At 45.2% G+C, this 24,678-nt stretch carries 25 protein-coding genes and 1 pseudogene; 8 read left to right on the top strand and 18 right to left on the bottom strand.

What is annotated here, in order from left to right:
- Positions 1 to 103, bottom strand: a 103-nt coding sequence (locus TY49_RS25560) for a DUF5327 family protein (protein ID WP_198135620.1), incomplete at its 3' end; no start/stop codon positions are given.
- A gap of 217 nt (positions 104 to 320) precedes the next feature.
- Positions 321 to 1,001 carry a uracil-DNA glycosylase gene (locus tag TY49_RS12955; RefSeq protein WP_041966332.1) on the bottom strand — a complete coding sequence of 227 codons (681 nt, stop codon included), beginning with the start codon at positions 999 to 1,001 and terminating at the stop codon, positions 321 to 323.
- A 174-nt stretch (positions 1,002 to 1,175) separates the two neighbouring features.
- Here TY49_RS12955 and TY49_RS12950 point away from each other — a divergent pair, with 174 nt between their 5' ends.
- Complete coding sequence (locus TY49_RS12950; protein ID WP_041966331.1) at positions 1,176 to 1,502, top strand: YflT domain-containing protein; 327 nt, start codon at positions 1,176 to 1,178, stop codon at positions 1,500 to 1,502.
- A gap of 93 nt (positions 1,503 to 1,595) precedes the next feature.
- Here the strand turns inward: TY49_RS12950 and TY49_RS12945 are convergent, their stop codons facing one another.
- From TY49_RS12945 to fdhD, 12 genes and pseudogenes are all read right to left on the bottom strand, one after another.
- The gene (locus tag TY49_RS12945) at positions 1,596 to 2,615 is read right to left on the bottom strand and encodes a thiazole biosynthesis adenylyltransferase ThiF (RefSeq protein ID WP_041966330.1); all 1,020 of its coding nucleotides are present in this window, start codon (positions 2,613 to 2,615) and stop codon (positions 1,596 to 1,598) included.
- An 85-nt stretch (positions 2,616 to 2,700) separates the two neighbouring features.
- A complete protein-coding gene (gene moaD / locus TY49_RS12940) occupies positions 2,701 to 2,934 on the bottom strand; it encodes a molybdopterin converting factor subunit 1 (protein ID WP_041966329.1) in 234 nt (77 codons plus the stop codon).
- Entirely contained in the window at positions 2,927 to 3,391 is a 465-nt protein-coding gene (locus TY49_RS12935; protein WP_041966328.1) for a molybdenum cofactor biosynthesis protein MoaE, read from the bottom strand. Before TY49_RS12935 ends, moaD begins: the two co-directional genes overlap by 8 nt.
- Before the next feature lie 409 nt (positions 3,392 to 3,800).
- Positions 3,801 to 5,720, bottom strand: coding sequence for a molybdopterin biosynthesis protein (locus tag TY49_RS12930; RefSeq protein WP_041966327.1), 1,920 nt, complete (start codon positions 5,718 to 5,720; stop codon positions 3,801 to 3,803).
- 13 nt (positions 5,721 to 5,733) lie between these two features.
- Complete coding sequence (locus TY49_RS12925; protein WP_041966326.1) at positions 5,734 to 6,966, bottom strand: molybdopterin molybdotransferase MoeA; 1,233 nt, start codon at positions 6,964 to 6,966, stop codon at positions 5,734 to 5,736.
- Between the two features lie 31 nt (positions 6,967 to 6,997).
- Positions 6,998 to 7,597 carry a molybdenum cofactor guanylyltransferase gene (gene mobA, locus TY49_RS12920; RefSeq protein ID WP_041966325.1) on the bottom strand — a complete coding sequence of 200 codons (600 nt, stop codon included), beginning with the start codon at positions 7,595 to 7,597 and terminating at the stop codon, positions 6,998 to 7,000.
- 16 nt (positions 7,598 to 7,613) lie between these two features.
- Entirely contained in the window at positions 7,614 to 8,423 is an 810-nt protein-coding gene (locus TY49_RS12915) for a formate dehydrogenase accessory protein FdhE (protein ID WP_041966324.1), read from the bottom strand.
- A gap of 86 nt (positions 8,424 to 8,509) precedes the next feature.
- On the bottom strand, positions 8,510 to 9,217 hold the full coding sequence (locus tag TY49_RS12910; RefSeq protein ID WP_041966323.1) for a formate dehydrogenase subunit gamma: 708 nt from the start codon (positions 9,215 to 9,217) through the stop codon (positions 8,510 to 8,512).
- Positions 9,210 to 10,037: a 4Fe-4S dicluster domain-containing protein gene (locus TY49_RS12905; protein WP_041966322.1), complete on the bottom strand. Its 828-nt coding sequence runs from the start codon at positions 10,035 to 10,037 to the stop codon at positions 9,210 to 9,212. The genes TY49_RS12910 and TY49_RS12905 overlap by 8 nt, the downstream gene beginning before the upstream one ends.
- Positions 10,037 to 12,436, bottom strand: a pseudogene (fdnG, locus tag TY49_RS12900) (formate dehydrogenase-N subunit alpha); the annotation flags it as partial. The gene TY49_RS12905 and the pseudogene fdnG, both read right to left, overlap by 1 nt.
- 12 nt (positions 12,437 to 12,448) lie before the next feature.
- The gene (locus TY49_RS25645; protein ID WP_041966320.1) at positions 12,449 to 13,021 is read right to left on the bottom strand and encodes a twin-arginine translocation signal domain-containing protein; all 573 of its coding nucleotides are present in this window, start codon (positions 13,019 to 13,021) and stop codon (positions 12,449 to 12,451) included.
- A gap of 55 nt (positions 13,022 to 13,076) precedes the next feature.
- Entirely contained in the window at positions 13,077 to 13,871 is a 795-nt protein-coding gene (gene fdhD, locus TY49_RS12890) for a formate dehydrogenase accessory sulfurtransferase FdhD (protein ID WP_041966319.1), read from the bottom strand.
- Between the two features lie 558 nt (positions 13,872 to 14,429).
- Between fdhD and pdxK the strand changes: the two genes are divergently transcribed.
- Positions 14,430 to 15,254, top strand: a complete 825-nt coding sequence (pdxK, locus tag TY49_RS12885) for a pyridoxine/pyridoxal/pyridoxamine kinase (protein ID WP_041966318.1) — start codon at positions 14,430 to 14,432, stop codon at positions 15,252 to 15,254.
- Positions 15,255 to 15,717: 463 nt separating this feature from the next.
- On the opposite strand, the gene TY49_RS12880 is transcribed toward pdxK, so the two are convergent.
- Entirely contained in the window at positions 15,718 to 16,074 is a 357-nt protein-coding gene (locus tag TY49_RS12880; RefSeq protein ID WP_041966317.1) for a DUF2512 family protein, read from the bottom strand.
- 284 nt (positions 16,075 to 16,358) lie between these two features.
- Here TY49_RS12880 and TY49_RS12875 point away from each other — a divergent pair, with 284 nt between their 5' ends.
- Together TY49_RS12875 and bshB2 are read left to right on the top strand one after the other, a co-directional pair.
- Positions 16,359 to 16,706, top strand: coding sequence for a YojF family protein (locus TY49_RS12875; RefSeq protein ID WP_041966316.1), 348 nt, complete (start codon positions 16,359 to 16,361; stop codon positions 16,704 to 16,706).
- 35 nt (positions 16,707 to 16,741) lie between these two features.
- On the top strand, positions 16,742 to 17,410 hold the full coding sequence (gene bshB2, locus TY49_RS12870) for a bacillithiol biosynthesis deacetylase BshB2 (protein ID WP_041966315.1): 669 nt from the start codon (positions 16,742 to 16,744) through the stop codon (positions 17,408 to 17,410).
- Positions 17,411 to 17,437: 27 nt separating this feature from the next.
- Here the strand turns inward: bshB2 and TY49_RS12865 are convergent, their stop codons facing one another.
- The gene (locus TY49_RS12865) at positions 17,438 to 17,773 is read right to left on the bottom strand and encodes a hypothetical protein (RefSeq protein ID WP_041966314.1); all 336 of its coding nucleotides are present in this window, start codon (positions 17,771 to 17,773) and stop codon (positions 17,438 to 17,440) included.
- 199 nt (positions 17,774 to 17,972) lie between these two features.
- On the opposite strand from TY49_RS12865, the gene TY49_RS12860 reads away from it, so the two are divergent.
- From TY49_RS12860 to TY49_RS12850, 3 genes are read left to right on the top strand one after another with little or no spacing between them, the layout of a single operon-like run.
- Positions 17,973 to 18,695, top strand: coding sequence for an ABC transporter ATP-binding protein (locus TY49_RS12860; RefSeq protein ID WP_041966313.1), 723 nt, complete (start codon positions 17,973 to 17,975; stop codon positions 18,693 to 18,695).
- Positions 18,685 to 19,716: an ABC transporter permease gene (locus tag TY49_RS12855; RefSeq protein WP_041966312.1), complete on the top strand. Its 1,032-nt coding sequence runs from the start codon at positions 18,685 to 18,687 to the stop codon at positions 19,714 to 19,716. Before TY49_RS12860 ends, TY49_RS12855 begins: the two co-directional genes overlap by 11 nt.
- 22 nt (positions 19,717 to 19,738) lie before the next feature.
- A complete protein-coding gene (locus TY49_RS12850; protein ID WP_041966311.1) occupies positions 19,739 to 20,398 on the top strand; it encodes a TetR/AcrR family transcriptional regulator in 660 nt (219 codons plus the stop codon).
- Positions 20,399 to 20,653: 255 nt separating this feature from the next.
- On the opposite strand, the gene TY49_RS12845 is transcribed toward TY49_RS12850, so the two are convergent.
- Entirely contained in the window at positions 20,654 to 21,751 is a 1,098-nt protein-coding gene (locus tag TY49_RS12845; protein WP_041966310.1) for a PQQ-dependent sugar dehydrogenase, read from the bottom strand.
- Between the two features lie 63 nt (positions 21,752 to 21,814).
- Entirely contained in the window at positions 21,815 to 22,717 is a 903-nt protein-coding gene (locus TY49_RS12840) for a Cof-type HAD-IIB family hydrolase (RefSeq protein WP_369389973.1), read from the bottom strand.
- A 241-nt stretch (positions 22,718 to 22,958) separates the two neighbouring features.
- Between TY49_RS12840 and TY49_RS12835 the strand changes: the two genes are divergently transcribed.
- Complete coding sequence (locus tag TY49_RS12835; protein WP_041966309.1) at positions 22,959 to 24,611, top strand: glycoside hydrolase family 13 protein; 1,653 nt, start codon at positions 22,959 to 22,961, stop codon at positions 24,609 to 24,611.
- Positions 24,612 to 24,678: the final 67 nt, after the last annotated feature.

Raw genomic sequence — 24,678 nt, 5'->3', positions numbered from 1 at the left:
TCGAGTGGATTCTTTCCCGCTGGACTGCCTCCGACTCCGCTGATTTTGCCCGCTTTAATTCCTCTTCCATTTTCAATAATAATTTTTGCAATGAAATATTCATCGACTCACCTCCACAGGGTGTTATATGTGTAAATCCTACGAATCATGTAATAGTTGTACCGTTCCATTCTACAACAATTCACATGTTTTTTCGACTTTAGGAGTGGACTGGTCACAAACTCTGTTGCTTCGTCTACTAATGCATAAAAAATCCTGTAAGTTTCACGTGAAACATGTCGAGGTTTGCTCATGCAAAAAACTCTGGTTTCCCAGAGTTTCTAACTTTTCATGTTTTCAATCTGCCAGTCAATCTCTTTTTCTCCCTGTTCTTTCAGCAGTTCATTCACCTTAGAAAAAGGCTTGCTGCCGAAGAAGCCTCTTCTTGCCGAGAGCGGGCTTGGATGGACAGACATGATGATTTTATGTTTGTCCTCGTTAATCAACTTTAGTTTACTCTGTGCCGGCTTGCCCCAGAGGATGAATATCGCCGGCTTCTCGCGCTCGTTTAACAGGGTAATCACTTTATCGGTAAAATGTTCCCAGCCTTTTCCCCTGTGTGAATTGGCATTCCCTTCTCTTACTGTAAGGACTGTGTTTAAAAGCAGCACACCTTGCTCCGCCCATTTTTTTAAATAACCGTTATCCGGAACTTCATAGCCAAGGTCGGCATTCAGCTCCTTAAAGATGTTCCGAAGCGAAGGCGGAATCTTAACACCAGGTTTTACCGAAAAGCTCAAACCATGAGCCTGTCCATGGCCATGGTAAGGATCCTGACCGAGAATCACAACTTTAACATCCTCATAATCGGTGAACCTCAAAGCGTTAAAAATATTATCTTTTTCCGGGAAGATTGTCTTGGTTCGATATTCTTCTATTAAAAACTCTCTCAAATCAAGATAGTATGCTTTTTCAAATTCCTCTGCCAGCAGAGGCTCCCAGCCATTATTTAAAAGTGCAATCGTGACCAGCTCCCTTCATTTCTATCAAACTACACATTATTTTAAATATATATGTGAACAATTTCCAGTATGTTTAATAAAGCTTATATCGGTTATATAAATAGTGTAGACGGTGAAAGCTAAAAAAGCTTCCCAAAACTAGTATAGGTAAAAAATTTCAAGGAGGAAGATACTATGTTGAAAGTAGAAGTAGTTGAAAACGGAGTACAAGCTACAGAAAAGATCAGCTCTTTTGAAGCTGCTGGCTTTGGTAAAGAAAACATTTATATATTCGCACATGATGAAAAGCGCAGTGAGGACTTGACTAAGGCTACTGAAACAGGTGGTATGGGCTTCAAGGAGCAAGGGTTCTTTGATTCCATCGGAAATATGTTCAAATCACGCGGAGATGAGCTTCGCAATAAGTTCGAATCTCTTGGTCTTTCAAAACAAGAGGCTGAGAAGTATGAAATGGAACTGGATAAAGGCCGTCTTGTGCTAGTTGCATCTGACGAAAAATAATCCACTTTGAATGCACAGTCATAACCGATTCTTAGAGGTCGTTTATATAGAAAACCCCTGCCGATTGGCAGGGGTTTTGCGCGTGTATAGGAATCATCCGAAAAATCTTTGATATATGCTTCTTGCCTGAGCCAAATCCTTTGTTCCATGAATAAGGGCGCGTCCATCCTGGAAAATAACCATTCTGTTGTCAGACATGTCCACTGATACTAGATATGGATTCCCTTTAACCTGATAGCCTAAATCCCTCATTTTTCCAGCCGTTTCCTGCAGGTTAAGCTGCTGCTGTTTTGGGGGCCTGATTTGAACAGTATCACGTCCGCATAGGACGGTAGTCTTAGTCATGTTCTCAACGTCTAAATAAGGGTATTCAGGATGTTCTCCACAGCTCAGGCATCCAGCATCCTTTGCCTTGGACATTTTCATGCTGGTGTACTGGTTTCGCCATAAATCAAAGCTGACGAATGAAGTCCGCACCGCATCCCAGTCTTCCACGAGGATTTTCAGTGCTTCCGCTCCCTGATGGGCAATAACCATCTGCACAGCAGGACCGATAATGCCCCCAGTATCACATGTCATCCCCTGAAGCGGAACAGTTTTTAGCAGACAGTTAAGACATGGCGTTTTGCCCGGAATGATCGAAAAACTCATCCCAAAGCTGCCAACACATGCACCGTAGATCCATGGAATCTTGTTTTTCTGTGAAATATCGTTAATAGCCATCCGTGTTTCAAAGTTATCCGTTGCATCAATGATGAGGTCGACTCCATCGACTAGCTGTGCCAATTTTTCAGGAGTAGCGTCGGCGATATGGGCACTGATTTCAACATCAGAGTTAATCGCTCGAAGCCTTTTTTCTGCCGCAGCCGCCTTCGGAAGCTTCTCGGCAACATCATCCTCTGTATATAATTGCTGTCGCTGCAAATTACTCGCTTCAACATAATCACGGTCCACAATCGTCAGTCGGCCAACACCTGCCCTGACCAAAAGTTCAGCATTGCCTGAGCCAAGTGCTCCGGCACCAATCATCAGTACATGCTTGCTGCGGATTTTCTCCTGACCGGTCTTGCCTATTGGAGGAAACAGCGTCTGGCGTGAGTATCTTTCTGACATGGTTTTACCCTCCTTGTAAAAACAAACGCCCTGATCCATCGACCATCAAGTCAACGGAACGGGCGCCGCAATCTTCTATGACGAATCAACCGCCAGATACAGGCGGAATGAAGGCGATTGTATCTCCTTCTTTAATGACTTCATCATTGGATGAAAATTCTTCATTGATCGCTGTCATCGAAGTATCGAGCTTTTGAACGCCATACTTTTCAGCAACCATTTCTTTTAACTGAGCAACTGTTTTGCCAACTGCTTCTATTTCGACTGATTCATGGCCTGCTTCGTCTCGTAGATGAGCAAAGAATAATATTTTATTCATTGAGATCCTTCTCCTCCGGTTTCCCTGTCGGATATGGGACAGTTTCTAGTTGATTGCCGATCCATTCCTGGCCGTCTTCCCAATGTTCTTTTTTCCAGATTGGGACGATTTCCTTGATACGCTCGATTGCATAGCGATTCGCTTCATATGCATCGTTGCGGTGTGGAGTGGACACAGCGATCACCACGGCGATATCCGTGATGTCAAGCTTGCCGACGCGGTGCGTAATCGCTACCTCAGCACCATTCCAGCGCTCCTGGATTTCCGTGCCGATTTGCTCCAGCTTTTTCACTGCCATCGGCTCGTATGCTTCATATATAAGGTAAAGGGTTTTTTTACCCTTTGTCAATTCACGGACAGTGCCAATGAAAGTTGTGATTGCCCCCGCTTCACGCTGGACCACTTTATCAATGACGGATTGAACGTTGATTGGATCTTTCGCTATTTCATAATTCATCATTATCACCTCAATAAACTGATCCGGATCAGGATTTTTTTTGGCTCTGTTAAACTAGGCTGTTGATTTTCGTTCCAGGCGCTTCGCTTTCCGCGGGGAAGAATTATGAAAAAGCTCAACTGCCAGCTTTTTCAAACTTCAAATTCTTCCTTGCAGTCGGGGAGCCTCCTCGGCGCTTTATGCGCCTGCGGGGTCTCCTCATGACTTGCTCATCCCGCAGGACATTGATTGGCTTCCTCGAATAAGCCCACGCACGATGAAAATGCGTTAGCATTTTCGGAGGAGTCTACGCGCCTTCCACTACAATCAACAGGGCATTAAAACAACATTGCGCTTTAACAGAGCCTAATTTTTATCAAACACTTTTCTCGGTTTCTGACTCCGGTTTGTCCGTTAGAGCCTAAATTTCTTAAAAATAAACCGGCTCTGAATTTTCGACGACTGCGTAGCCACCGATTTTGGCTACTTCTGCTTTGAACGCATACGATTGAATCACTGACCTTAACCAGATACCCTTTTCGCTTTCGAAAAATGCCTTTGTCATCAGTAAATCGTAATTTTCGTCGGCCACCGGGATGAAATCGAGTGACATTGCGCGTGCTGCCGGGAAGATTCCGAGTCCTGCTGCGTTGTCATTTCCCTTCACCTCTGCCGCGACGCTCAGATGCGAGAACATTTCACGATCATAGCCGTTTACATCGTCTGCTGACAAACCTGCTTCTTTTAACAATAAATCGAACAATATACGAGTGCCGGCGCCCTTTTGCCTGTTGGCGTAATCTGCGCCCTTTTCGGCAATGTCACTGACGCTCTCAATACCAAGTGGATTGCCTTTTGGAAGCATCCAGCCCTGGGTTCTTTTTAAAAATGGATATAGGACTGCGTCTTGCCCTGCAAGGAATTTCCTTACGTAGGTAACATTATATTCCTTTGTCTCCGGGTCTAGCAAATGAATGCCCGCTACATGGGCTTCCCCTTTTCTGATTGCCATTAATCCGGCCATGCTGCCAACATGGGAAGATACAATTTTCATGTCGGTCCGCTGCCTTTTGAGCTGGGATGACAGCAGATCAATCGTCAGATCATGGCTGCCGCTGAAGACGATTGCATTCTTGATCTCTTCTACAGGCCTGTATAGCTCGACCTCGACGATGTCTCCTTGTTCGTACCCTAACTCTTCCGGCGGTACGACGAGCAAACCATCTGCCCGCACAAGCGACATGGTGACGCCCGCCGCGCGTGTCAGCGGGTTGGCGACAAATTGTCCATCCACATAGCCGATATTCATTCGGACAAAGTCCTCCGCCCCCATCGTGGAGACGATCCTGCGGCCAAGCTTTACCTGCAGCTTTGGCCTTTCCGGTTCCGGAATCCCGAGATATTTACAGACGAGCGGTCTTACAAACCACTCAAGTGCCATATATGCGGAAACTGGATAGCCCGGTACACCGACGACTACCTTATCTTTAATTTTCCCAAGGATGACTGGCTTACCTGGCCTTGTTGCGACACCATGGGTAAAAACAGTGCCAAGCTCCTCAAGAATATGAACTGTATAATCCTTTGATCCAGCGGATGATCCGGCATTGATGACGACAATATCAGATGTTTCCACCGCTTCCAGCAGTGCTTCCCTGATTTTTTCCGGTTCATCCTTCACGATTGGATGCAGATATGGCTGTCCGCCCCAATCCTCTACATAGTTGCTAAAAACCGTTCCATTGAATTCAATGATCCTGCCTGATGAAAGTGAAGAATCCGCGCTGACTAGTTCATTTCCGGTCGGGATGATTGTCACAAGCGGTTTTTTGACGACAGCCACCTCTGTAACCTGCGCCGCAAGGAGTGCCCCGAGGTCCGCTGGACGCAATTGATGTCCCTGTGTGAACAGCATTTCCTCCTGGACGATATCCTCGCCAATAGGGCGGATATGCTGCCAAGGTGTTGCCGGCTCGATGATTTCGATTGTCTCATCATCAATGACCTGGATGTTCTCCACCATGATCACCGCATTATATTGAGGTGGGATCGCATTCCCGGTATCAACGTATTCGAACTGCTCACCCATTTTCAAATGAAGCGGGCGCTGTTCATGTGCTTCATAAGTAGCCTCGGCGTTCACGGCAATGCCGTCCATCGCGGATGCATGGTAAAAAGGCATTGAAACATTGGCGAAGACAGGTTCAGCAGTAATTCTACCCAGGGCGCCGGCAGCCGGGATCCACTCTTTTTCCTGAGGCAGGTCGAACGCGGCCAGCACTTCATTCCTGGCTTGTGCCCTCGGCTTGTCTTCAAGATAAATTTTTCTGTTATAGCGTATTTTATCCATGATGCGGCTCCCCCTATCTCGTCAAAATTACTGGAACATATTCGCCTTGTGAAATTCCTTCTTTTCCGGAAACAATCTCGACGATTCCATCGCTTTTTACCAATGTCGTAATCAGGCCTGATTTACCAATGATCGGCTCGGCCCACCATTCTCCATCCTTCTCCTCAAGTCTTACCCTGATATAATCGGATCTTCCTGGTGAGGAAGCAATATTTTTCACAATCCGGGCAAAAATTCGTTCAGGCTTATGCTCGATTCTTTCACCTTTCAGCCTTCTGAAAACCCGTTCGCCAAATAGCTTGAAAATGATCATAGCGGAGGCTGGATGACCCGGCAGTCCAATGACCGGCTTTCCGTCTGCGACAGCGAGGATTGTCGGCTTCCCGGGCTTGATGGAAATCCCGTGAACAAAGACACCTGGATCTCCAAGTGACTGGATGACCTCGGTCGTATAGTCCTTCGCGCCGACTGAGCTACCTCCAGATAAAATCAAACAGTCCGCTTGTTCATACAATTCGCGGGCTTTTTGGGCGAATTCCTGGTAATCATCGCGGGTGATTCCACCGTAAATAAGTTCTATATCCCACTCATTGACCAGTCCCATGACGGTCAAGTAATTGATATCGCGGATTTGGCCTGTTTCCAGTGTTTTCGTTTCAAAAGGAACAATTTCGTCCCCTGAAGAAAGGTACGCAGCCTTCAGTTTTCGGTAGACTTTTACCTTGGAAACACCAAGTGCCGCCAGTGCTCCAAGCTCCTGCGGCCGCAATCTTGTCCCTTCAGATAACAGGACTTCCCCCGCCTTGATGTCTTCCCCTTTTCTGATGACATTTTCGCCCGGTGCGATTTGCTTGTACGTATTCAACAGCCCGCCGATTTCCTCGCAATGCTCGATCATCAGCACGCTGTCACTGCCTGGTGGCAGCATTCCGCCTGTCGGTACGTATATCGCCTCGCCCCTGCCCACTGGCTTGATCGCTTCTTCTCCCATATGGACCTCGCCAGCCACATTCAAGAAGCCTGGCATCGATTCAGATGAACCGTATGTGTCACGCGCAATGACGGCATAGCCATCGACGGTCGACCGGTCAAAACCCGGTACATTCTCACCTGCAGTGATATCCTCTGCCAGGATGTAGTGAAGCGCCTCATCAAGATGACGGATTTCAGTATCCGTGATCTTGCCAATTTTCTCGTCAATTAACGCAAAGGTCTCCTCAACACTTTTCACTTTGAAAAATTGCATGCTGACTTACTTCCTTTCTAGCACCTGAAAACTATTCTCCGGATTCCGCCCATTTCTTTGCATCTTCATATTCCTCGGGATGGTTCATATTGAAAAACACCCGATCAAGGCTGCCCTCGAAATAGAGCTGCAGATCTGCCTCTTCGAGAAAGCGGACATTTAGTTTTTCAAGCATTTGCTTGATCCTTAAATTCCCGTCCTCAATGCATTCCTTAGCTTCTCTTGCTACCCGTTTTTGATATGCCGCAAAAAGCGGATGCTGTCTGCCTTCACTGACCGGTACGACTGCATCGTAGTGTTTAAGCGCTTTTACAAGGCTTGAAGCTAGCTCTGAGGATACAAATGGCATGTCACAGGCTACGACAAAATTTTCCTCATAGTCTGATGCCTCGAGTCCCGCATGGATTCCCGCGAGTGGACCAGAACCCGGATACTGGTCTGTTACCATTTTAATATTTAAAAACTGATAGGTTTCAGGATCATTCGTTACTAGAATTATATCATCAAATACATGCTGTAACTCATCCTTAATTCTCTCAATATTCGTTTTTTCACGAAATTTCAGGAGAGCCTTGTTCGTTCCCATCCTGCTAGATTTGCCGCCTGATAAAATGATCGCTCCGGCTTTCATCCCACAGCACCTTCTTTTAGTTTGTCTGTTTTGTTTCTCCAGCGGATTTATACCCATGCTCCTGGGCAACAAAGTCCAGGTGGATTGTGTTCAGGTCGAGCATTGCTGGTGTTGGCTTTACAATATATTGTCTTGTATCAATTACTTTCGTATACCCTTTGCATTCTTCACAAATCTGAATTTGTGCCGCTGATTCACCTTCGATTGTCAGGATCTTCACTGTTTCATGATCGTTATTTCCGCAGTGTGAGCAGGCTACTCGCCGGTCATTCCAATGAGCCGAACAACGCGGGCAGTGCAGGACCTTTTTGCCTTCTCCTTCAAGCTGCGCAAGGCGTACTGGTTCTCCGCACACAGGACAGCCGGCACCATGCACACCTTGATGAATTTCATCCTGAACCTTAGCCGCGGTCAGCTGGAGGTATGGACGAAGAACTGTCTCTGCCACGAATTGCGGAATCCAGCCATCCAGATCATTTTCCTCTGCGAAACTCTTAAAATATATATAGTTAAAAGCAAATGCTTCATCGATCCATCTCTTGGCTGTCTCTTCATCCAATAGATTTTTTACAGATTGCATCGAGGTTTCTATCTCTGGCTGATACTTCGATAAAAGACCTCCTATATCCTCTATCCACTGTAAGAATAGGGAAATATCAAAGTCAATAGCCGCTAAAGCCGTGACAGGCACTCCCGCCTCCATTGCCGCTTTATCAAGGTTTGGCCGGACACAGTCAGGATCCAGGGAAGTCCTCCATTGCTCCTGCAACTCTATGATTTCCTTCTGCAATTTTTGGTACTCTTTTGAGACAACGGACTTTTTCATTGCTGCAGCCCCTCTTTCATTCTAATATTCTACATTTTGAAGGGAATGGAGCCCGGTCAGGGCAGCCATTCCCTCTATTAATGGTTTTACGCGCCTTTTTTCTTGTTCTTGTCTTTATCAAGGTCAGGGAAATTGCCCTTCTTGACTTCTTCTTCATACCATTCTGTATAGTGATCCTTTGCCCACTCTGCTGGAACCTCACCAGTGATGACACCAGTGTATCCTGGTCGTGAGTTTTTGTGGATGACACTCAGGTAAATATGGCCGACCACTACTGCGATCGCCAGACCGAAGCCGACGTTATGAGCTACATACGCCCATTGAACAACTGCTTTCGGGAACAGGTCAGGAAACCACATTGGGAAGCCCGAGCCGATGATCAGGATCGCAGTCAGGATCTGGATGATTGAGTTTATTTTTTCACCAGCGTTGAAGAATGTTTGTTTTACATGCTTGAACTTAAAGCCGAATAGTTCTTTGACGAACTCAGTGAAAAACTGTATATCTCTTTTCTTCCAGGTGACAAGCTCTTTTCCCCAGCGAAGGAAGCCCTTAGGGTCCATGATCAGCCAGATGAAAGTAGGCGTAATGAAGGCAATCGCGAAAATCCTGTGGAGCAGGCGTGCTCCTTCTGGTCCGCCCATTACTGGATAAAGCCAGTCAAACCACTCTGTATACATTGGCAAAGCCGTGATATACAGTGCAAAGAATGAAATGGCGTTCACAGCATGCGCGATTACAAAGCCTTTTGAAAATCGCTTAACCTTCACACCTGAATACTGGGTATTACTCATGGCTGCCACCTCCATCCTCTTCATGGCCTTTGCCTTCTTTATTGAATAGCTTGTTGGACACGAATGCACCTACAAGCGCCATGCTTGTCGCTCCAAGCATCATCTTGCCGATTGGCTGTGCGTAGTCCTTCCAGACCACAGCTGATGTTGGAACTTTTGGTTTTTCAGGAAGTCCATAGACAGATGGTTTTTCAGCAAGTACATAAATCGTATGCGTACCGCCGACTCCTTCTGGGTTGTAAATCATCGCGTTAGGATACTTATCCTTAATTTCGCTCAGGCGCTTTTCGGCCTTCTTGAGCATTTCTTCTTGTGTGCCAAATTCCATTGCGTCTGTATGGCAAGTCGTCACACAAGCTGGCTGCATGCCTTCTTCAAGACGATCCACGCACATTGTGCATTTCTGTGCCTTCTTGTACTCCTTGCCGTTCTTGTCTTTATATGTTGCCAATTGAACAACATCAAATGGACAGTTCTGAACGCAGTAGCCGCATCCGACGCATTTGTCACTGTTGACATCTACAGTTCCAAAATCTGTGTAGTGCATGGCATCTTCAGGGCAAACCTTTACGCAAGCCGCATCCGAGCAATGGAAGCACGAGGAATGGCGGAAAAGGTAATCCAGATTGCCTTTAGAGTCTTCGTGTTCAATAAATGACAGCACGTTCCATGTGTTCGCTGTCACATTTGCATGTGATTGGACACTGCCCTGGAACTCTTCCGGCTCAGCCGGAAGGTCGTTCCAGTTTTTGCAGGCGACCATACATGCGCGGCAACCGTCACATTTTGTTACATCGACGTATTTAATATATTCCGCCATTAGTCAGCCCTCCTTATATCACAGAGGAATGCCTTATATTCAGGAATTGTCGTGTTTGCATCCCCAATATGAGGTGTTAAGCGGTTTGCTGTATCCCCTGTTGCGTATCCTTTATAGCCAAAGTGCCAAGGCATGCCGACCTGATGGACCTTCTTGCCGTTCATCATGTGAGGCTTGAATCGTTTTGTCACCATTGCATAGGCTTTGATATCGCCACGGGCAGAGCTGACAATGATCTTATCTTTGTTCTTGATGCCTTTTTCCTTTGCGAGTTCTTCACTCATTTCAATATACATATGGCCTGCCAGTTCTGATAGCCATTCCTGGTTACGTGTCATCGAACCGGACTGCCAGTGCTCAGATACCCTGTAAGTAGTACCGACGATCGGATACTTCTTGCTGTCGCCTTTAAGGTTGAATTCGCCTTCAATGATGACAACTGCAGGGTTGATTTCCTGGCTTGAGAAAGAGTTTTTCACTGGGCTTTCAAATGGCTCGTAGTGTTCTGGGAACGGTCCATCATTAAGTGTTGGTGCGTAGACTCCTGCGACTCCGCCGTTGATCATGATAAAAGGATTCGTTCCGCCTGGATCAGCTGGTGCAACTGTCGGCTTGAAGTCAGGAATGTCATTACCAGTCCATTTCTTCTGGCTTTCATCCCACCAGATGACCGCTTTTTTGTCGCTCCATGGCTTTCCGCTTGGATCAGCAGATGCGCGATTGTAAAGGATTCGGCGGTTTGCAGGCCAAGCATATGCCCAGTTCAGGAAGTTGCCGCCGCCAGTATCCTTATTATCACGGTTTTTAGAGCGGTTCTTTCCTTCCTCTGGATAGAAACCTGAATAAATCCAGTTACCTGAGCTTGTTGTACCGTCATCCTTAAGGTCGCCAAAGCCTTTCAAAAGCTTTCCTGTCGACAGGTCATATCCGTTGATTTCCCTGGCCACAAGGTCGATATCAGGATGGTGCCCTTCACCAAAGTTCCAATACAGTGCATTGATTGGCTTAGCTGCAGCAGAACTTTCATTCTTATAAAGGCCTTTTAGGTTCTTGACCAGCATATGGATGATTTCCAAATCAGCCAAAGATTCTCCTTTTGGATCAATCGCCTTCCAGCGGTACTGCATCCAGCGAGAAGAGTTGGATACACTGCCTTCTTTCTCATAAGAGCTTGCGGCCGGCAGAAGGAATACTTCTGTGTCGATCTTGGATGGGTCACTGCCAGCTTCCTCTTGCCAGAAAGCAGATGTTTCAGTCTCCCATAGGTCAACCGCAACCATCCATTTTAGGTTGGACAGCGCTTCTTTTTCCTTGCCTGCATTCGGACCTCCGACTACAGGGTTTGTTCCAAATAAGAACGCACCTTCCAGTTCGCCTTTATACATTGCGTTGAACAAGTTGATGTGAGAGTAATTCTTGTTGCCTTTTGGAAGGTACTGATACCCAAATTCGTTAGCTTTTGTCGCATTCGGGCCGTACCATGCCTTCAGCATGCTGACGAGGAATTTAGGTTTGTTGCTCCAGTAACCGCCAGAAGGTGTTTCCTTTGTATTGTAGCCTTCTAATGTTGCATGCTCCGGGATGGCAGTTGGTGTTCCAACATATCCTGGAAGCAGGTGATATAGAAGGGCAAAGTCAGTGGATCCCTGTACATTGGACTCGCCGCGCATCGCGTTGATCCCGCCTCCAGGCAAGCCGATATTGCCAAGCAGCAACTGGATGATTCCAAAAGCACGTACGTTTTGTGTTCCAACAGTATGCTGAGTTGTGCCCATCGCATACATGATCGTTCCGGATTTTCCTATTTTGCTTGTTGAACAGAAAGTTTCACAGACCTTGAGGTAATCTTCTTTAGGTGTTCCGGTTACTGCAATAACTGAGTCAACATCATAGCGTGAGAAATGTTTTCTCATCAATTGGAATACAGAACGCGGATGTGTAAGGGTTTTATCCTTTTTCGGATTGCCCTCTTCATCTGTTTCAAAAGCCCATTTCGTTTTATCATACTTGCGGGTTGCTTCGTCATACCCGCTGAACAATCCATCATTGAATTCAAAGTCTTTCTTTACAATGAAAGATGCATTTGTATATTCAGCAACATACTCTCTGTGGATCAAGTTATTCTCTAATGCATAGTTGATCATTCCGCCCATGAAGGCAATATCCGTTCCTGAGCGAAGTGAAGCATAGACGTCAGCCTTTGACGATGTCCTCGTGAAACGAGGGTCGACAGAGACGATTTTGCCGCCTTTTTCTTTCGCTTTAGTCAACCATCTAAAAGAGATTGGATGATTCTCGGCAGGATTCCCGCCCATGATCAATGCACAATCGGTATTTTGCAGATCGCTCCAATGGTTTGTCATTGCTCCACGCCCTACTGTAGGTGCCAGACCGGCAACCGTAGAACTGTGTCATATTCGTGCCTGGTGTTCGAGATAGACGACGCCAAGCCCTCTCATCATTTTCGCAAGCAGATATGTCTCTTCATTATCAAGAGCTGCTCCGCCTAAGCTCGCAATGGCTTCGGTTTTATTGACAAACATGCCATTTTCTTTTTCAATGAATGTTTTGTCGCGTGTTTCCTTCGTACGTTTTGCGATCGTTTCATACATCCAGTCCCAGCTTTTCTCTTCCCATTTCTTGCTGCCAGGAGCACGATATAATGGCTTCGTTAAGCGCTTTTCGGATGTGAAAACTTGTCTGATGGTCGTACCTTTACTGCAAAGTGTACCTTCGTTAACTGGGCTATCCGGATCCCCTTCCGTATAAACCACAGTATTGTCTTTCGTGTGTACCAAAATGCCGCATCCTACACCGCAAAATGCGCAAATTGTTGGTGTTACAGTAGCTTTGGCAATCTTGAGTTCTTTTGTTTGTGCGTGGACCTCTTTTTCGTTAAAGCCCAACTCGACAACCGCCAGGGTCGCCGCAGTGGCACCTGACAGCTTCAAGAACTGCCGGCGATTCAGGTTGATTTCAACCATCTCTCTCTCTCCTTCCCAATAGTTGCTTAGAACATCCCTAATCCCACAAGTGGTGTCAATTTAGTACTTGCTGGGCTTCCCCCCTTTCAAGTAAATCCTCAGATGCAGCCGGCGGGTTTAAATCATCATTAATCCTTTTGGCAGATGTATAAACAGTCGCCATTTTCCCGCGCAAGTAGCCAACGACTTCAATGTTAAGGAATCGGGCTAGCTGGATAGCCTGCTTTGTAGCCGCAGTGCGTGAGCCAATGACGGCAAAACCAAATTTCGCAGCTTTTGACAGCATTTCATATGAAACTCTGCCGGTCGTCAAAAGGACCAGTCGGTCAGGCTGTAAACGCTTTCGAATCGCGTGGCCGATTATCTTGTCGACAGCATTATGCCTGCCGATATCTTCCCTGACCTCGATGCTGCCATCCTCAAGGATGATACACGCGCCATGCATGCCGCCTGTTTCTAGGTATAGCGGCGAATTCTGCGCGAATTCTGCGCGTTTTTTCAACAAATATGTCAGCGAATAGGTTTCATCGGAATTCACTTTATTGAACTTTTTAACATCCGTCATCGAAAAGAAAGTCACTCCCCGGCCGCAGCCGGCTGTGTAATGCTTCTTTTTTGAAAACATCTGCTCAGGATCAAAGGAATTGCATAATGCTACATTCAATGTGCCGGTCTTTTCGCTAAATTGGACGCTGACAACATCCTCCGGCCCGTCAATCAATCCTTCTGAAAAAAGGTAGCCATATACCCAGTCTTCCAAATCCTGATTTGTCAGCTGGAATACCGCAATCTCATATCCATTCAGCTTCAGGCTGATTGGATATTCTTCAGGACAGCCTTTCTTGATCATGTTCTTCACCCCTTATCTGGTACTTCATCTCCGGGCTCTGCTGCAACTATCGACTTCTTTCCGGCCATCAGTGGTGCGATGGGATTGAAAGACTGCTATTAATCTTGCAAGCTGATAAAACTATTTATTCAGCTCAAATCATAAGCCTTATATTAAAAAAACATTCCACTATGCAAAAAGTAATAATACCCCTATGCCTTTAATGTACTGGAAATTCCCTGGTTGTAACCGCTTCAATTGTTACAATAATATAGATGAAAATTGTCTATTTCTTTAACAAATTCTTAAATTAAGATTTTTCATTTACGAAAAATCTTTTGGTGGGTCAATTTTCACAATACCCATCCTAAATGAATTTACTTTTTCCCTCAGTAACTTTCATCACGTCAATGCCCTAATGCCACAAAATCGTCAAAAGTTAATATTATCCATACAAGCAACCTTCAAATCAATTCTTTGTCTAAATCTATAGAATTGGTATAATCATAAGAAAGTGATGAAGGTGACACGCTTTGTGCTGATAAAGCAGTCGCCATTCTTAAAATGGAGGTAGTATAGATGAGTTTGAAAAAGGTGTTAACAATCGCAGGTTCCGATACAAGCGGCGGCGCTGGAATACAGGCTGACCTTAAAACCTTTCAGGAGCTAGGCGTTTATGGAATGACTGCTCTGACTACGGTCGTGACTATGGACCCTAAAAATCACTGGCACCATGAAGTATTCCCACAGCCAGTTGAGCTCGTCGAAAAGCAGCTTGAAACGATTCTTTCCGTTGGAATAGATGCAATGAAGACAGGTATGCTCGGAACGGTTGAGATCATCGAGCTATCTGCACGCAAAATTGATGAGCATAAATTGGACAGAGTGGTAATCGACCCTGTAATGGTATGTAAAGGGGAAGATGAGGTCCTGATGCCTGAAAACACAGATGCCATGAGAGAATTGCTACTGCCAAGAGCAACAGTCGTCACACCGAATCTGTTCGAAGCATGGCAGCTGGCACAAACAGGGCCAATCCGCACAATCGACGATATGAAGGAAGCAGCGGCGAAAATCCATGATCTAGGCGCAAAGAACGTCATGATCAAGGGCGGAAACAAGCTGAACCACGAAAAGGCTGTAGACCTTCTTTATGATGGAAAAGACTTCACTCTTTTCGAATCAGAAAAAGTCCAAACAAGCTTTACGCACGGCGCAGGCTGCACATTCGCTTCTGCGATCACTGCACAGCTTGCTAAAGGCAAAACAGTCCCTGAAGCATTGGAAGTAGCTAAAGGCTTCATCACCGAAGCCATCAAGCACGGCTTTAGGCTAAACGAATACGTAGGTCCAACCGCTCACCTGGCATACAACAAGTACGCAGGCGGCAACCGCGGAGAATAAACAACAAAACAAAAAGAGGCTGTCGCTAAGCTCATCATTTTGAGCTTATGACAGTCTCTTTTCTGTTGATAGAGTCTCTCTATTGGACACTTTCCCTGGAAATTCTCATGCGTTTGGCCGATAGAGTCCTTCTAACGGACACTTTTCTTGTATTTCCTCATGGGTTTGTCCGATAGAGCCCTTCTAACGGACACTTTTCTTGTATTTCCTCATGGGTTTGTCCGATAGAGCCCTTCTAACGGATACTTTTCATGAAAATTCTCATGTGTTTGTCCGATAGAACCCTTCTAACGGACACTTTTCTTGTATTTCCTCATGGGTTTGTCCGATAGAGCCCGCCAATGTCCTCCACTTATATCATCATTTACTGTTTCATGAAAATTTACATTTTAAAATACATGCCAAGTTTCAAGTAGTGCAGCGCTAGTTAGGATTAGGGCGCTGGCGCTTTACTACTTTCCTATTATATCTTCCGATTAATACGAAGAACCCGATCTGCCATATAACTATGAAAGAACCATTCCCCGGAAGCAATCAATACTGAAGCAAAGAGAGCTGCAAAAATAATGCCATCCGTCTGCTCAAACAACATCAATCCAAGTCCCCATATCACGAAAAATGAAAGGGCCAAATCAGATAGTGAAGCGGTAAGATTGCTTGTTTTCGGGAGAATGAACAAGTCACCGGCAAGATAGGAAATCGCTCCAAGAACAAGCGTAATGGCGAGAATATCACCGATCCCTGCAAAACTACCCATTAATAGAAGAAGAACAGCAAATGTCATGATGCCTTTAATTAATAAAGCCTTTACGTGTTTCATAGGCTCCCTCCTTTCTCCTCAATATTTCCATTGTCTTTCCTGATTAAACACTTTATGTAAAATCAGCTACGATGCTCCTTTTTGGAATTCCCCTATAATTGGCCTACCTTTTCCCCTTTGAAAAGGTAGGCCAAAAGAGCCTTAGTAAATTCTTTTCAAGCGTACATTTCGCTTTCAGAAGGTTTTTTTAGTAATATAGATATTAATGAATTTTTAACATAGAAGGCTGTTGATTCGGCTAATATAAACTGAAAAACTTCTAAGCCCGGGAAGGAGGAACAAAGATGGATCCGGTGATATTATCAGAAGTCCAGGAAGCCCTGGACCGTTTTAAAGATAAAGAAGTCTATGTCCATTTAGAAACAACAAATGGAGCGTACGCTTCCCACAACAACGAGTCATTCTTCTCATCAGGTGCGTATATCCGCAATGCGAAGGTAACTTATGAACGTGCGAAGATTACTGGTGAAGGTCCATATCGGACAGGTTTGAAGATACCTTTTGGCTGGGTGTACGCTGAGGGAATCACACATTTCGAAATTGATGATAAAGGAAGACTGCTGCTTGCCGGCCATGATTTTAACGGAAAGCTTGCCGTCGCCCTTGAAATAAGCGAAACACCGTTCGAATAAGTTATTTGGACTTGGCTGAAAGGAGAGATTTTACGATGGAAAAAGAAAGGCATGTACTTGTCGTTTTCCCTCATCCTGATGATGAGGCATTCGGTGTTTCCGGAACAATCGCCTCCCATGTTAACTTGGGAACGCCTGTCACATACGCCTGTTTGACACTTGGACAGATGGGACGGAATATGGGGAACCCCCCGTTCGCAAACCGGGAAACCCTCCCTGCTATACGTAAAAAGGAATTAAAGGACGCCGCACGCGCGATGGGAATCAATGATTTGCGCATGCTTGGGTTCCGTGACAAGACGGTTGAGTTCGAGGATGAGAACATGCTGACCAATCTCATGTCATCATTAATCACAGAATTGAATCCGTCACTCGTGATCACCTTCTACCCAGGTTATTCCGTCCACCCGGACCATGAGGCAACAGGAGCTGCAGTGGTGCGCGCAGTCGAAAAAATCCCTGCAGCAGACAGGCCGAAGCTTCATTGTGTAGCGTTCTCACGAAACTGTGTCGAAGAGATTGGCGAGCCGGATATCGTTTATGATATAAGTGCTGTCGCGGACATTAAGCTTGATGCAATCCGTGCACACCGCTCCCAGACGGAGCTGATGCTTGAAGAAATGGCTGATAAACTGAAGGAAAAGGATCCAAAAACGCTGGCGTGGCTTAACAATGAACGCTTCTGGACCTATAAATTTTCATGATGAAGTCCACCTTTTTAGGTGGATTTTTTATTTGCGTTCATAAACTCCCTCAATCATCAAGCCTTTTACAAACACAACCTTGTCCTCCGGCTCTCCTTTGATCTTCCATACAGATTCTTTGAACCCAAGGAATTTGCTGTTTTCAGTCTTGCCAATCAAGCGGTCTATTTCAAAGGTTTTCTCGCCATTCACATAATATTTTTGATAGGTCTCATAGCCTCGGTGAAACTCTTTGTCTTTATGGACAATTACTCCGTCTGTTTTATTTATGTATACATCTAAATTCGCGTCATAGAAATACAGGCCAACTATCAGCAGAACCGGAACAAGAAACAGCACCATACGCTTCTTTTTAAAAAACAAGAGATCACTTCCCCCATTTTAAAAATTTTCAGTTATCTCTACCTCGTATGATAGCACATAAACATCGAAATAGGCATTTACGTGACAATGTCGTATTTTAAATTAATTTGTGAGTGATTACTCACTATACAAAGCGAAGTTTATCAGTTATCCTATTAGTGAGTGATTACTCACTTTTAAAAAGGATGGTGAAGATCCCGTGATTGTTTCAATCAAAAATGTAAGTAAACGCTATGGTAAGCAAGACGTCTTAAAAAATATCAACTTAGAAATTGAAAGCGGCGAAATTTTCGGGTTGCTTGGACCCTCTGGAGCAGGAAAAACGACTCTAGTTCGGCAACTAGTCGGTCTGGAAACGCCCAGCGAAGGTGAAAATTATCTTTTCGGCGAAATGATGCCTTCCTTAAAACTTATTGAAAGGATTGGCTACATGGCTCAATCGGACGCACTCTATACCGAATTATCCGCTAAAGAAAATCTTGAATTCTTTGCCTCCTTGTTCGGTCTTAAGGGCACGCATCGAAAAAAACGTATTTTAGAAGTTATGCAGCTTGTCGACTTATCTGAACATCTTAACAAACTGGTAACCAATTATTCTGGCGGTATGAAACGTCGTCTATCGCTTGCTTCAGCACTACTGCATGAACCAGAGCTGTTGATTCTCGATGAACCGACTGTCGGCATCGATCCCGTTCTGCGCCAAAGCATCTGGTCGGGTTTTTATGATTTGAAAACACAGGGAAAAACACTGATCGTAACAACACATGTCATGGATGAAGCGGAAAAATGCGACAGATTGGGACTGATTCGCGATGGTGTTTTGATCGCTGTCGGCACTCCTGCAGAATTGAAGGAAAAGACTGGTTCTGCCAGCGTCGAGGAAGCATTTTTAGCATACGGAGGTGTCCAGCATGAGAATTAGAGCTTTAGTGATCAGGATTATCCGGCAATTCCTGAGGGATAAAAGAACACTAGCAATGATGCTTGTTGCCCCTCTCCTGATCCTGACAATGCTCCACCTTGTTTTTAATGGGGAAAACTATATCCCGAAGATCGGGTTGGTCGATGTCCCAGACCCTGTGATGGAGAAAATGGATATTGATGACGCAAAAATAACAGAATATGAGTCTGTGAAAGCTGCTGAAGAGGATACATTGAACCAGGCAATCGATGGGTATGTTGTTTTTGAGGGCCCTATGCTGGATAAAATTGTACTCGAAGGCAGCGACCCGTCTGTCAACGGCGCAGTCATGAAATGGTTCCAGCAGGCAACAAAAAAGCTGTTGCCTTCACAGGGACAATTGGAAATAAACGTTGATTATATCCATGGCTCAGACGATATGGGCCAGTTTGATTATTTCGGACCGGTATTATTGGGCTTTTTCGCCTTCTTCTTTGTGTTCCTCATTTCAGGGATTTCTTTTTTACGGGAGAGAACAAGCGGTACACTTGAAAAATTACTTTCAAGCCCGTTACGGAAATGGGAAATTGTCATCGGTTATGTACTGGGATTTGGTCTCTTCACGATGCTGCAGGCGACACTAATTGCCTCATATGCGATTTATGTGCTCGGTATGCTGATGGAAGGCTCCTTTTTCTATGTATTATTGATTACCCTAATGCTGTCGATGACCGCACTGACGCTCGGTACACTGCTGTCCGCATTTGCGAACAACGAGTTCCAGATGATTCAGTTCATCCCAATCATCATCGTGCCGCAATTCTTCTTCTCTGGACTGATCAATCTCGATACAATTTCCGATTGGCTGAGCTGGCTTGGGCCGGTCACGCCACTGTATTATGCTGCTGAAGCATTGCGTGATATTATGGTACGAGGATATGGATGGGAAGCCATCTATGGTAATATGTTGATGCTGGCCGGGTTTTCCGCTTTATTTATGGTCTTGAATATTTTGGCACTGCGGAAACATCGCGCAGTCTGAACCCCGGTGAAAGGAGAAGACGATGACAGATCACGACTTAGAAATTGACGAGTTAATGGATGGAGATGAACTGACAGATAAGCAGAAAAAAATCATCGTATCTGCAATCGAGTCCTTTGCCGAAAAAGGTTTTTCCGCCACGTCAACGAGCGAAATCGCCAAAAAGGCCGGTGTCGCTGAAGGAACGATTTTCAGGCATTATAAAACAAAAAAGGATTTGCTGCTGGCAATTGTCGCTCCAGTGATGGCAAAGTTTGTGGCACCTTTTATCATAAAAGACCTGCAGAAGGTTCTTCATCAGGATTACGAGCATTTTGAAGATTTTCTTACTGCCATGCTTTTGAATCGCCGTGATTTCCTTGTTAAAAATCTTTCAACTGTTAAAATTCTGGTTCAGGAAATTCCGTTTCATCCTGAATTGAAGGAATTGTTCAAGGAGCATATCGCCCTAAAAGTATATGCTCAATTCATAAAGCTTGTGGAGCACTATCAGGCAAAAGGCCAGATCATGGATATCCCGGCCTACAGTGTGTTTAGAATGACATTTTCTACCATCTTTGGCTATTTGATCGCGCGCTATATGATCCTGCCTGAAGCGGATTGGGATGATGAAGCAGAAACAGAGCGGACCATTCAATTCATCATGCATGGATTGGCAGGACCAAACCACAGTAAAAAGTAAACCGGGCGTGCCCGGTTTTTTTGTTTTGGAACTGGAAAAAATCGCGGATAAATTTCCAGTTCGCCAATAAAAATGGATTTTCGCCAATAAATTTGTGAAAATCGCCAATAAAATCAAATTTTCGCCAATAAAACTGTGAACTCCGCCAATAAAATTAAATTATCGCCAATAACCATAATAGTAATCCTTTTTAATCGGTAATTTTGCCTCCAAAACAAGAAAAGGAGCACCATTTCAGGTACTCCTCCACCATTTTTAACGTAAATCCTGCAATTTTACACGATAAAGCTTATCGTCGCCTTCACTTGGGGTGCCGCGGCCGTCGGTATTGTTGCTGATGAAATATAAATCATCACCATCAACGATCACATCGCGGATTCGGCCTAATCCGGTGACTACTTCTCTTGTGGAGTTCGCCGCAGGGTCGAATTCACGCAGCGCGTTGCCTCTCAATGTAGCAACATATAACTTCCCTTCATGCGCTGCCATACCTGAGGGTGCCCAAGTATTGCTTCCCGAATGGAAAATTGGCGCTTCCATGCCCTGCTTCGTGTCGTCACCAGTTATCTCCGGCCAGCCATAGTTCTTCCCTGCCTCAATCAAATTGATTTCATCATGCGCGGATGGGCCGTGTTCGCTGGCATAAAGAGTTCCATCCTTCGACCAGGCCAGTCCCTGCGGATTTCGGTGTCCATAGCTGTAAACATAGGAGGCTTCAAATGGATTATCTGCAGGGACAGTTCCATCAAGGTTCAGGCGCAGGACTTTGCCGCCGAGCGAATCAAGATCCTGGGCGATTTCCGGGTTTGTTGCCGCATCACCTGTGGTTGCGTAAAGCTTTCCGTCCGGCCCGATTTTCAGCCTGCCGCCATGATGGAAGCGTCCGCTCGGGATTTTATCAAGCAAAAGCTTGCCTTCCAGCCATTCACCATTTTTCAAAGCCAGTTCGACAATTCGATTGAACTGCCCGGTGCCATTCTCGTATGTATAATAAGCAAATGCCTTGTTGGACTGCTCGAAATCAGGAGCGAGCACAAAGCCAAGAAATCCGGCTTCAGCAGCTTGTGACACTTTCTTTTTAAAAGTAACCTTCTGTCGCTCTGTGCTACCGCCTTCCACTTTTACAATCGAACCTGGGCGTTCGCTCAAGTAAAATGTCTCACCGCTTTTATTGATTGACCACGGGACTTCCAGATTTTCTGCAACAACCTCAAGCTGGTCAGCCTGAGCAACCGCTTCTTTGTCTTCTGGTTCTTGATTCACTTCACCTGCAGGCTTCGTTTCGTCACCGCCGGTTGAACAGCCTGCCATCATCATCAGCATTGCTAGCAACACATACGAGAGTCTTTTCATGACACACGTCCTTTCCTATATATAATCCATTCTAAAAATCAGATCTCCACATCTACTCAAAAATTAGATGTCCAGCACCTTCATAATCGCTTTTCCGACGCCGCTTTCTTCATTCGTCAATGTCACTTCGCCGCATAGTTCTTTAATTTCTTGAGCTGCATTTCCCATCGCTACAGGTTTGCCGACTTTTTCAAGCATCGATACATCGTTGAAATTGTCACCAAGCGCCATCGTTTCCTCAAGGCTGATCCCTCTTGTAGCTACGAATTTTTCCAGGGCAATCCCCTTTTGAGCTTCGAGGCTCGTAATTTCGATGTTCTCACGCCCGGATGAACTGACCGCAAGCCCTGAAATTTCCTTCAGGCCATCCTTTGCGGCCTCTAGCTTGTCATCATCTAGCGAAAAAGCCAGCAGCTTGTAAATCTCATATTGGTCGTCCTCGAATAATTCGTCATAATGGTCGATCTTCGTAATTAGTCCTTTATGCATTCTTTCCTCAGCAGCCTCGGCGATTTTTTCGATCGGCACTTCAGGGTTTGCGGTTGAGAAAATATCAACGATGATCGTGATCGCCATATCCTCATCTTCAGTAAAGGTACCCTTGTTGGTGTAAACCTCGAAATAAACGCCGCTTTCCACAAGCCTTAGCGCTGCCTGCCGTGCCTCGGCTTTATTCAACGGGCTTGAAGAAACAATTTCCCCATCCTCTGAACGAACCTCGGCTCCATTCACACATATCATTGGCAGTTTAAGACCGGATTCCTCGAGAACGAATCTTGCTTCCTCGAACGACCGTCCAGTTGCGACAACGACTTCGACTCCCTGCTCTTTTGCTTTTAAAATCGCTTCTCTATTCTCTGCAGTAATCTGCTGGGTAGCAGTCAATAACGTCCCGTCCATATCTGTAGCTATGCACCTAATCATTTCTTCACCTTCTGTAGTTATTTTTTCAGTATTAACAATCATGATAGACCTTCAAACTCTCGACAGCAAATAATACGTGTATATACTAGTGATCAAATTTTCAAGCTAGGTCCATATTGTCATGAAAAGATTCATATGCTATTATGAATCCTGTCTGCAATCGTTTGCACAATTAGTAATTTTATTATTTTTCTCCTTAATTAAATCCGCTTCAACACATGTCGGGGCATACGTTAAATATCAAGGTAAAACAGCAAGAGTAAATATAGAAATGAGGGTTCACATGAAACACAAATGGTGGAAAGAGGCTGTTGCCTATCAGGTATATCCAAGGAGCTTCATGGATTTCAACGGCGACGGCATCGGCGATTTACAGGGAATGATTTCAAAACTTGATTACTTAAAAGATTTAGGGATCGATGTCATCTGGATTTGCCCAATGTACAAATCCCCAAATGACGATAATGGTTATGATATCAGTGATTATCAGGACATCATGGATGAATTTGGGACGATGGAAGACTTTGACCGGCTGCTTGCTGAAACGCATAAACGCGGCATGAAGCTGATTATTGATCTTGTCATCAACCATACAAGCGATGAGCACCAATGGTTCATCGAATCCCGTGAATCCAAAGACAGTCCTAAGCGTGACTGGTATATCTGGCGCGATGGCAAGGACGGCGCTGAGCCAAACAACTGGGAAAGCATCTTTGGCGGATCTGCCTGGGAGTATGACAAAAAGACAGGTCAGTACTTCCTTCACATCTTCTCCCGCAAACAGCCAGATTTGAATTGGGAAAACAAAGAGGTCCGTACTGCGTTATACAATATGATTAACTGGTGGCTTGATAAAGGGATCGATGGTTTCCGCGTCGACGCGATCAGCCACATCAAAAAAGAAGCTGGCCTAAAAGACATGCCTAACCCTGAAGGGCTGCAGTATGTTTCTTCTTTTGACAAGCATATGAATGTCGATGGAATCCAGACATTCCTTGAAGAGCTGAAGGAAGAAACATTCTCTAAATACGACATCATGACAGTCGGCGAGGCAAATGGCGTCAGCATCGAGGAAGCCGATCTCTGGGTTGGCGAGGAACAAGGTAAGTTCAATATGGTATTCCAGTTTGAGCACCTAGACCTGTGGGATTCTGAAAAGAAGGCACTCGACCTGGCAAAATTGAAGAAAACTTTTACCCGCTGGCAAAAAGGGCTTGAAGGAAATGGTTGGAATGCGCTATTCATTGAAAACCATGATAAAGCCCGGATCGTTTCGACATGGGGCGATGACAAGGACTACTGGCGCGAAAGTGCAACTGCGCTGGCATCGATGTATTTCTTGATGCAGGGCACGCCTTTCATCTATCAGGGTCAGGAAATCGGCATGACCAATGTCCAGTTCCTTTCAATTGAGGATTATGATGATGTCGCAATCAAGAACCTCTATAAAATCCGCCGTGAAAACGGTGTGCCACATGAAGAAATCATGGATTTCATCTGGGCGACTAGCCGCGACAACTCACGTACGCCAATGCAATGGTCCGATGCAGAAAATGCCGGTTTCACAACAGGCAAGCCTTGGCTCGGGATGAATCCGAACTACAAAGAGGTCAATGTCGAAGCTCAGCTTAATGACCCCGACTCCATCCTTCATTTTTATAAAAAAATGATCGAAATGAAGAAGGCCAATGACATTTTCACTTATGGCACATACGATTTAGTTCTGGAAGATCACGAACAAATCTATGCCTATACAAGAACACTGGACGACAAACAAGCTGTTGTGCTTTCCAACCTATCCAGCGAGCCAGCAGCCTTCGAATTCGACGGATTTCCGCTTGAATCAAGCCAATTGCTGCTTAACAACTACAAGGTTGAAGAACAGAAACCGTCATTCACATTGAAGCCATATGAAACAAGAGTATATTTGAATTGATTTTTAAAGGGAGTGCCGATTTAAGGTGCAAACAACATAAACAATTTCTTGTTTATCCACAAAAATC

Origin of the sequence: Mesobacillus selenatarsenatis SF-1 (assembly GCF_000813125.1) — a bacterium.
Lineage (GTDB): Bacteria > Bacillota > Bacilli > Bacillales > Cytobacillaceae > Mesobacillus > Mesobacillus selenatarsenatis.
This window is presented reverse-complemented; position numbering and strand designations above follow the sequence as displayed.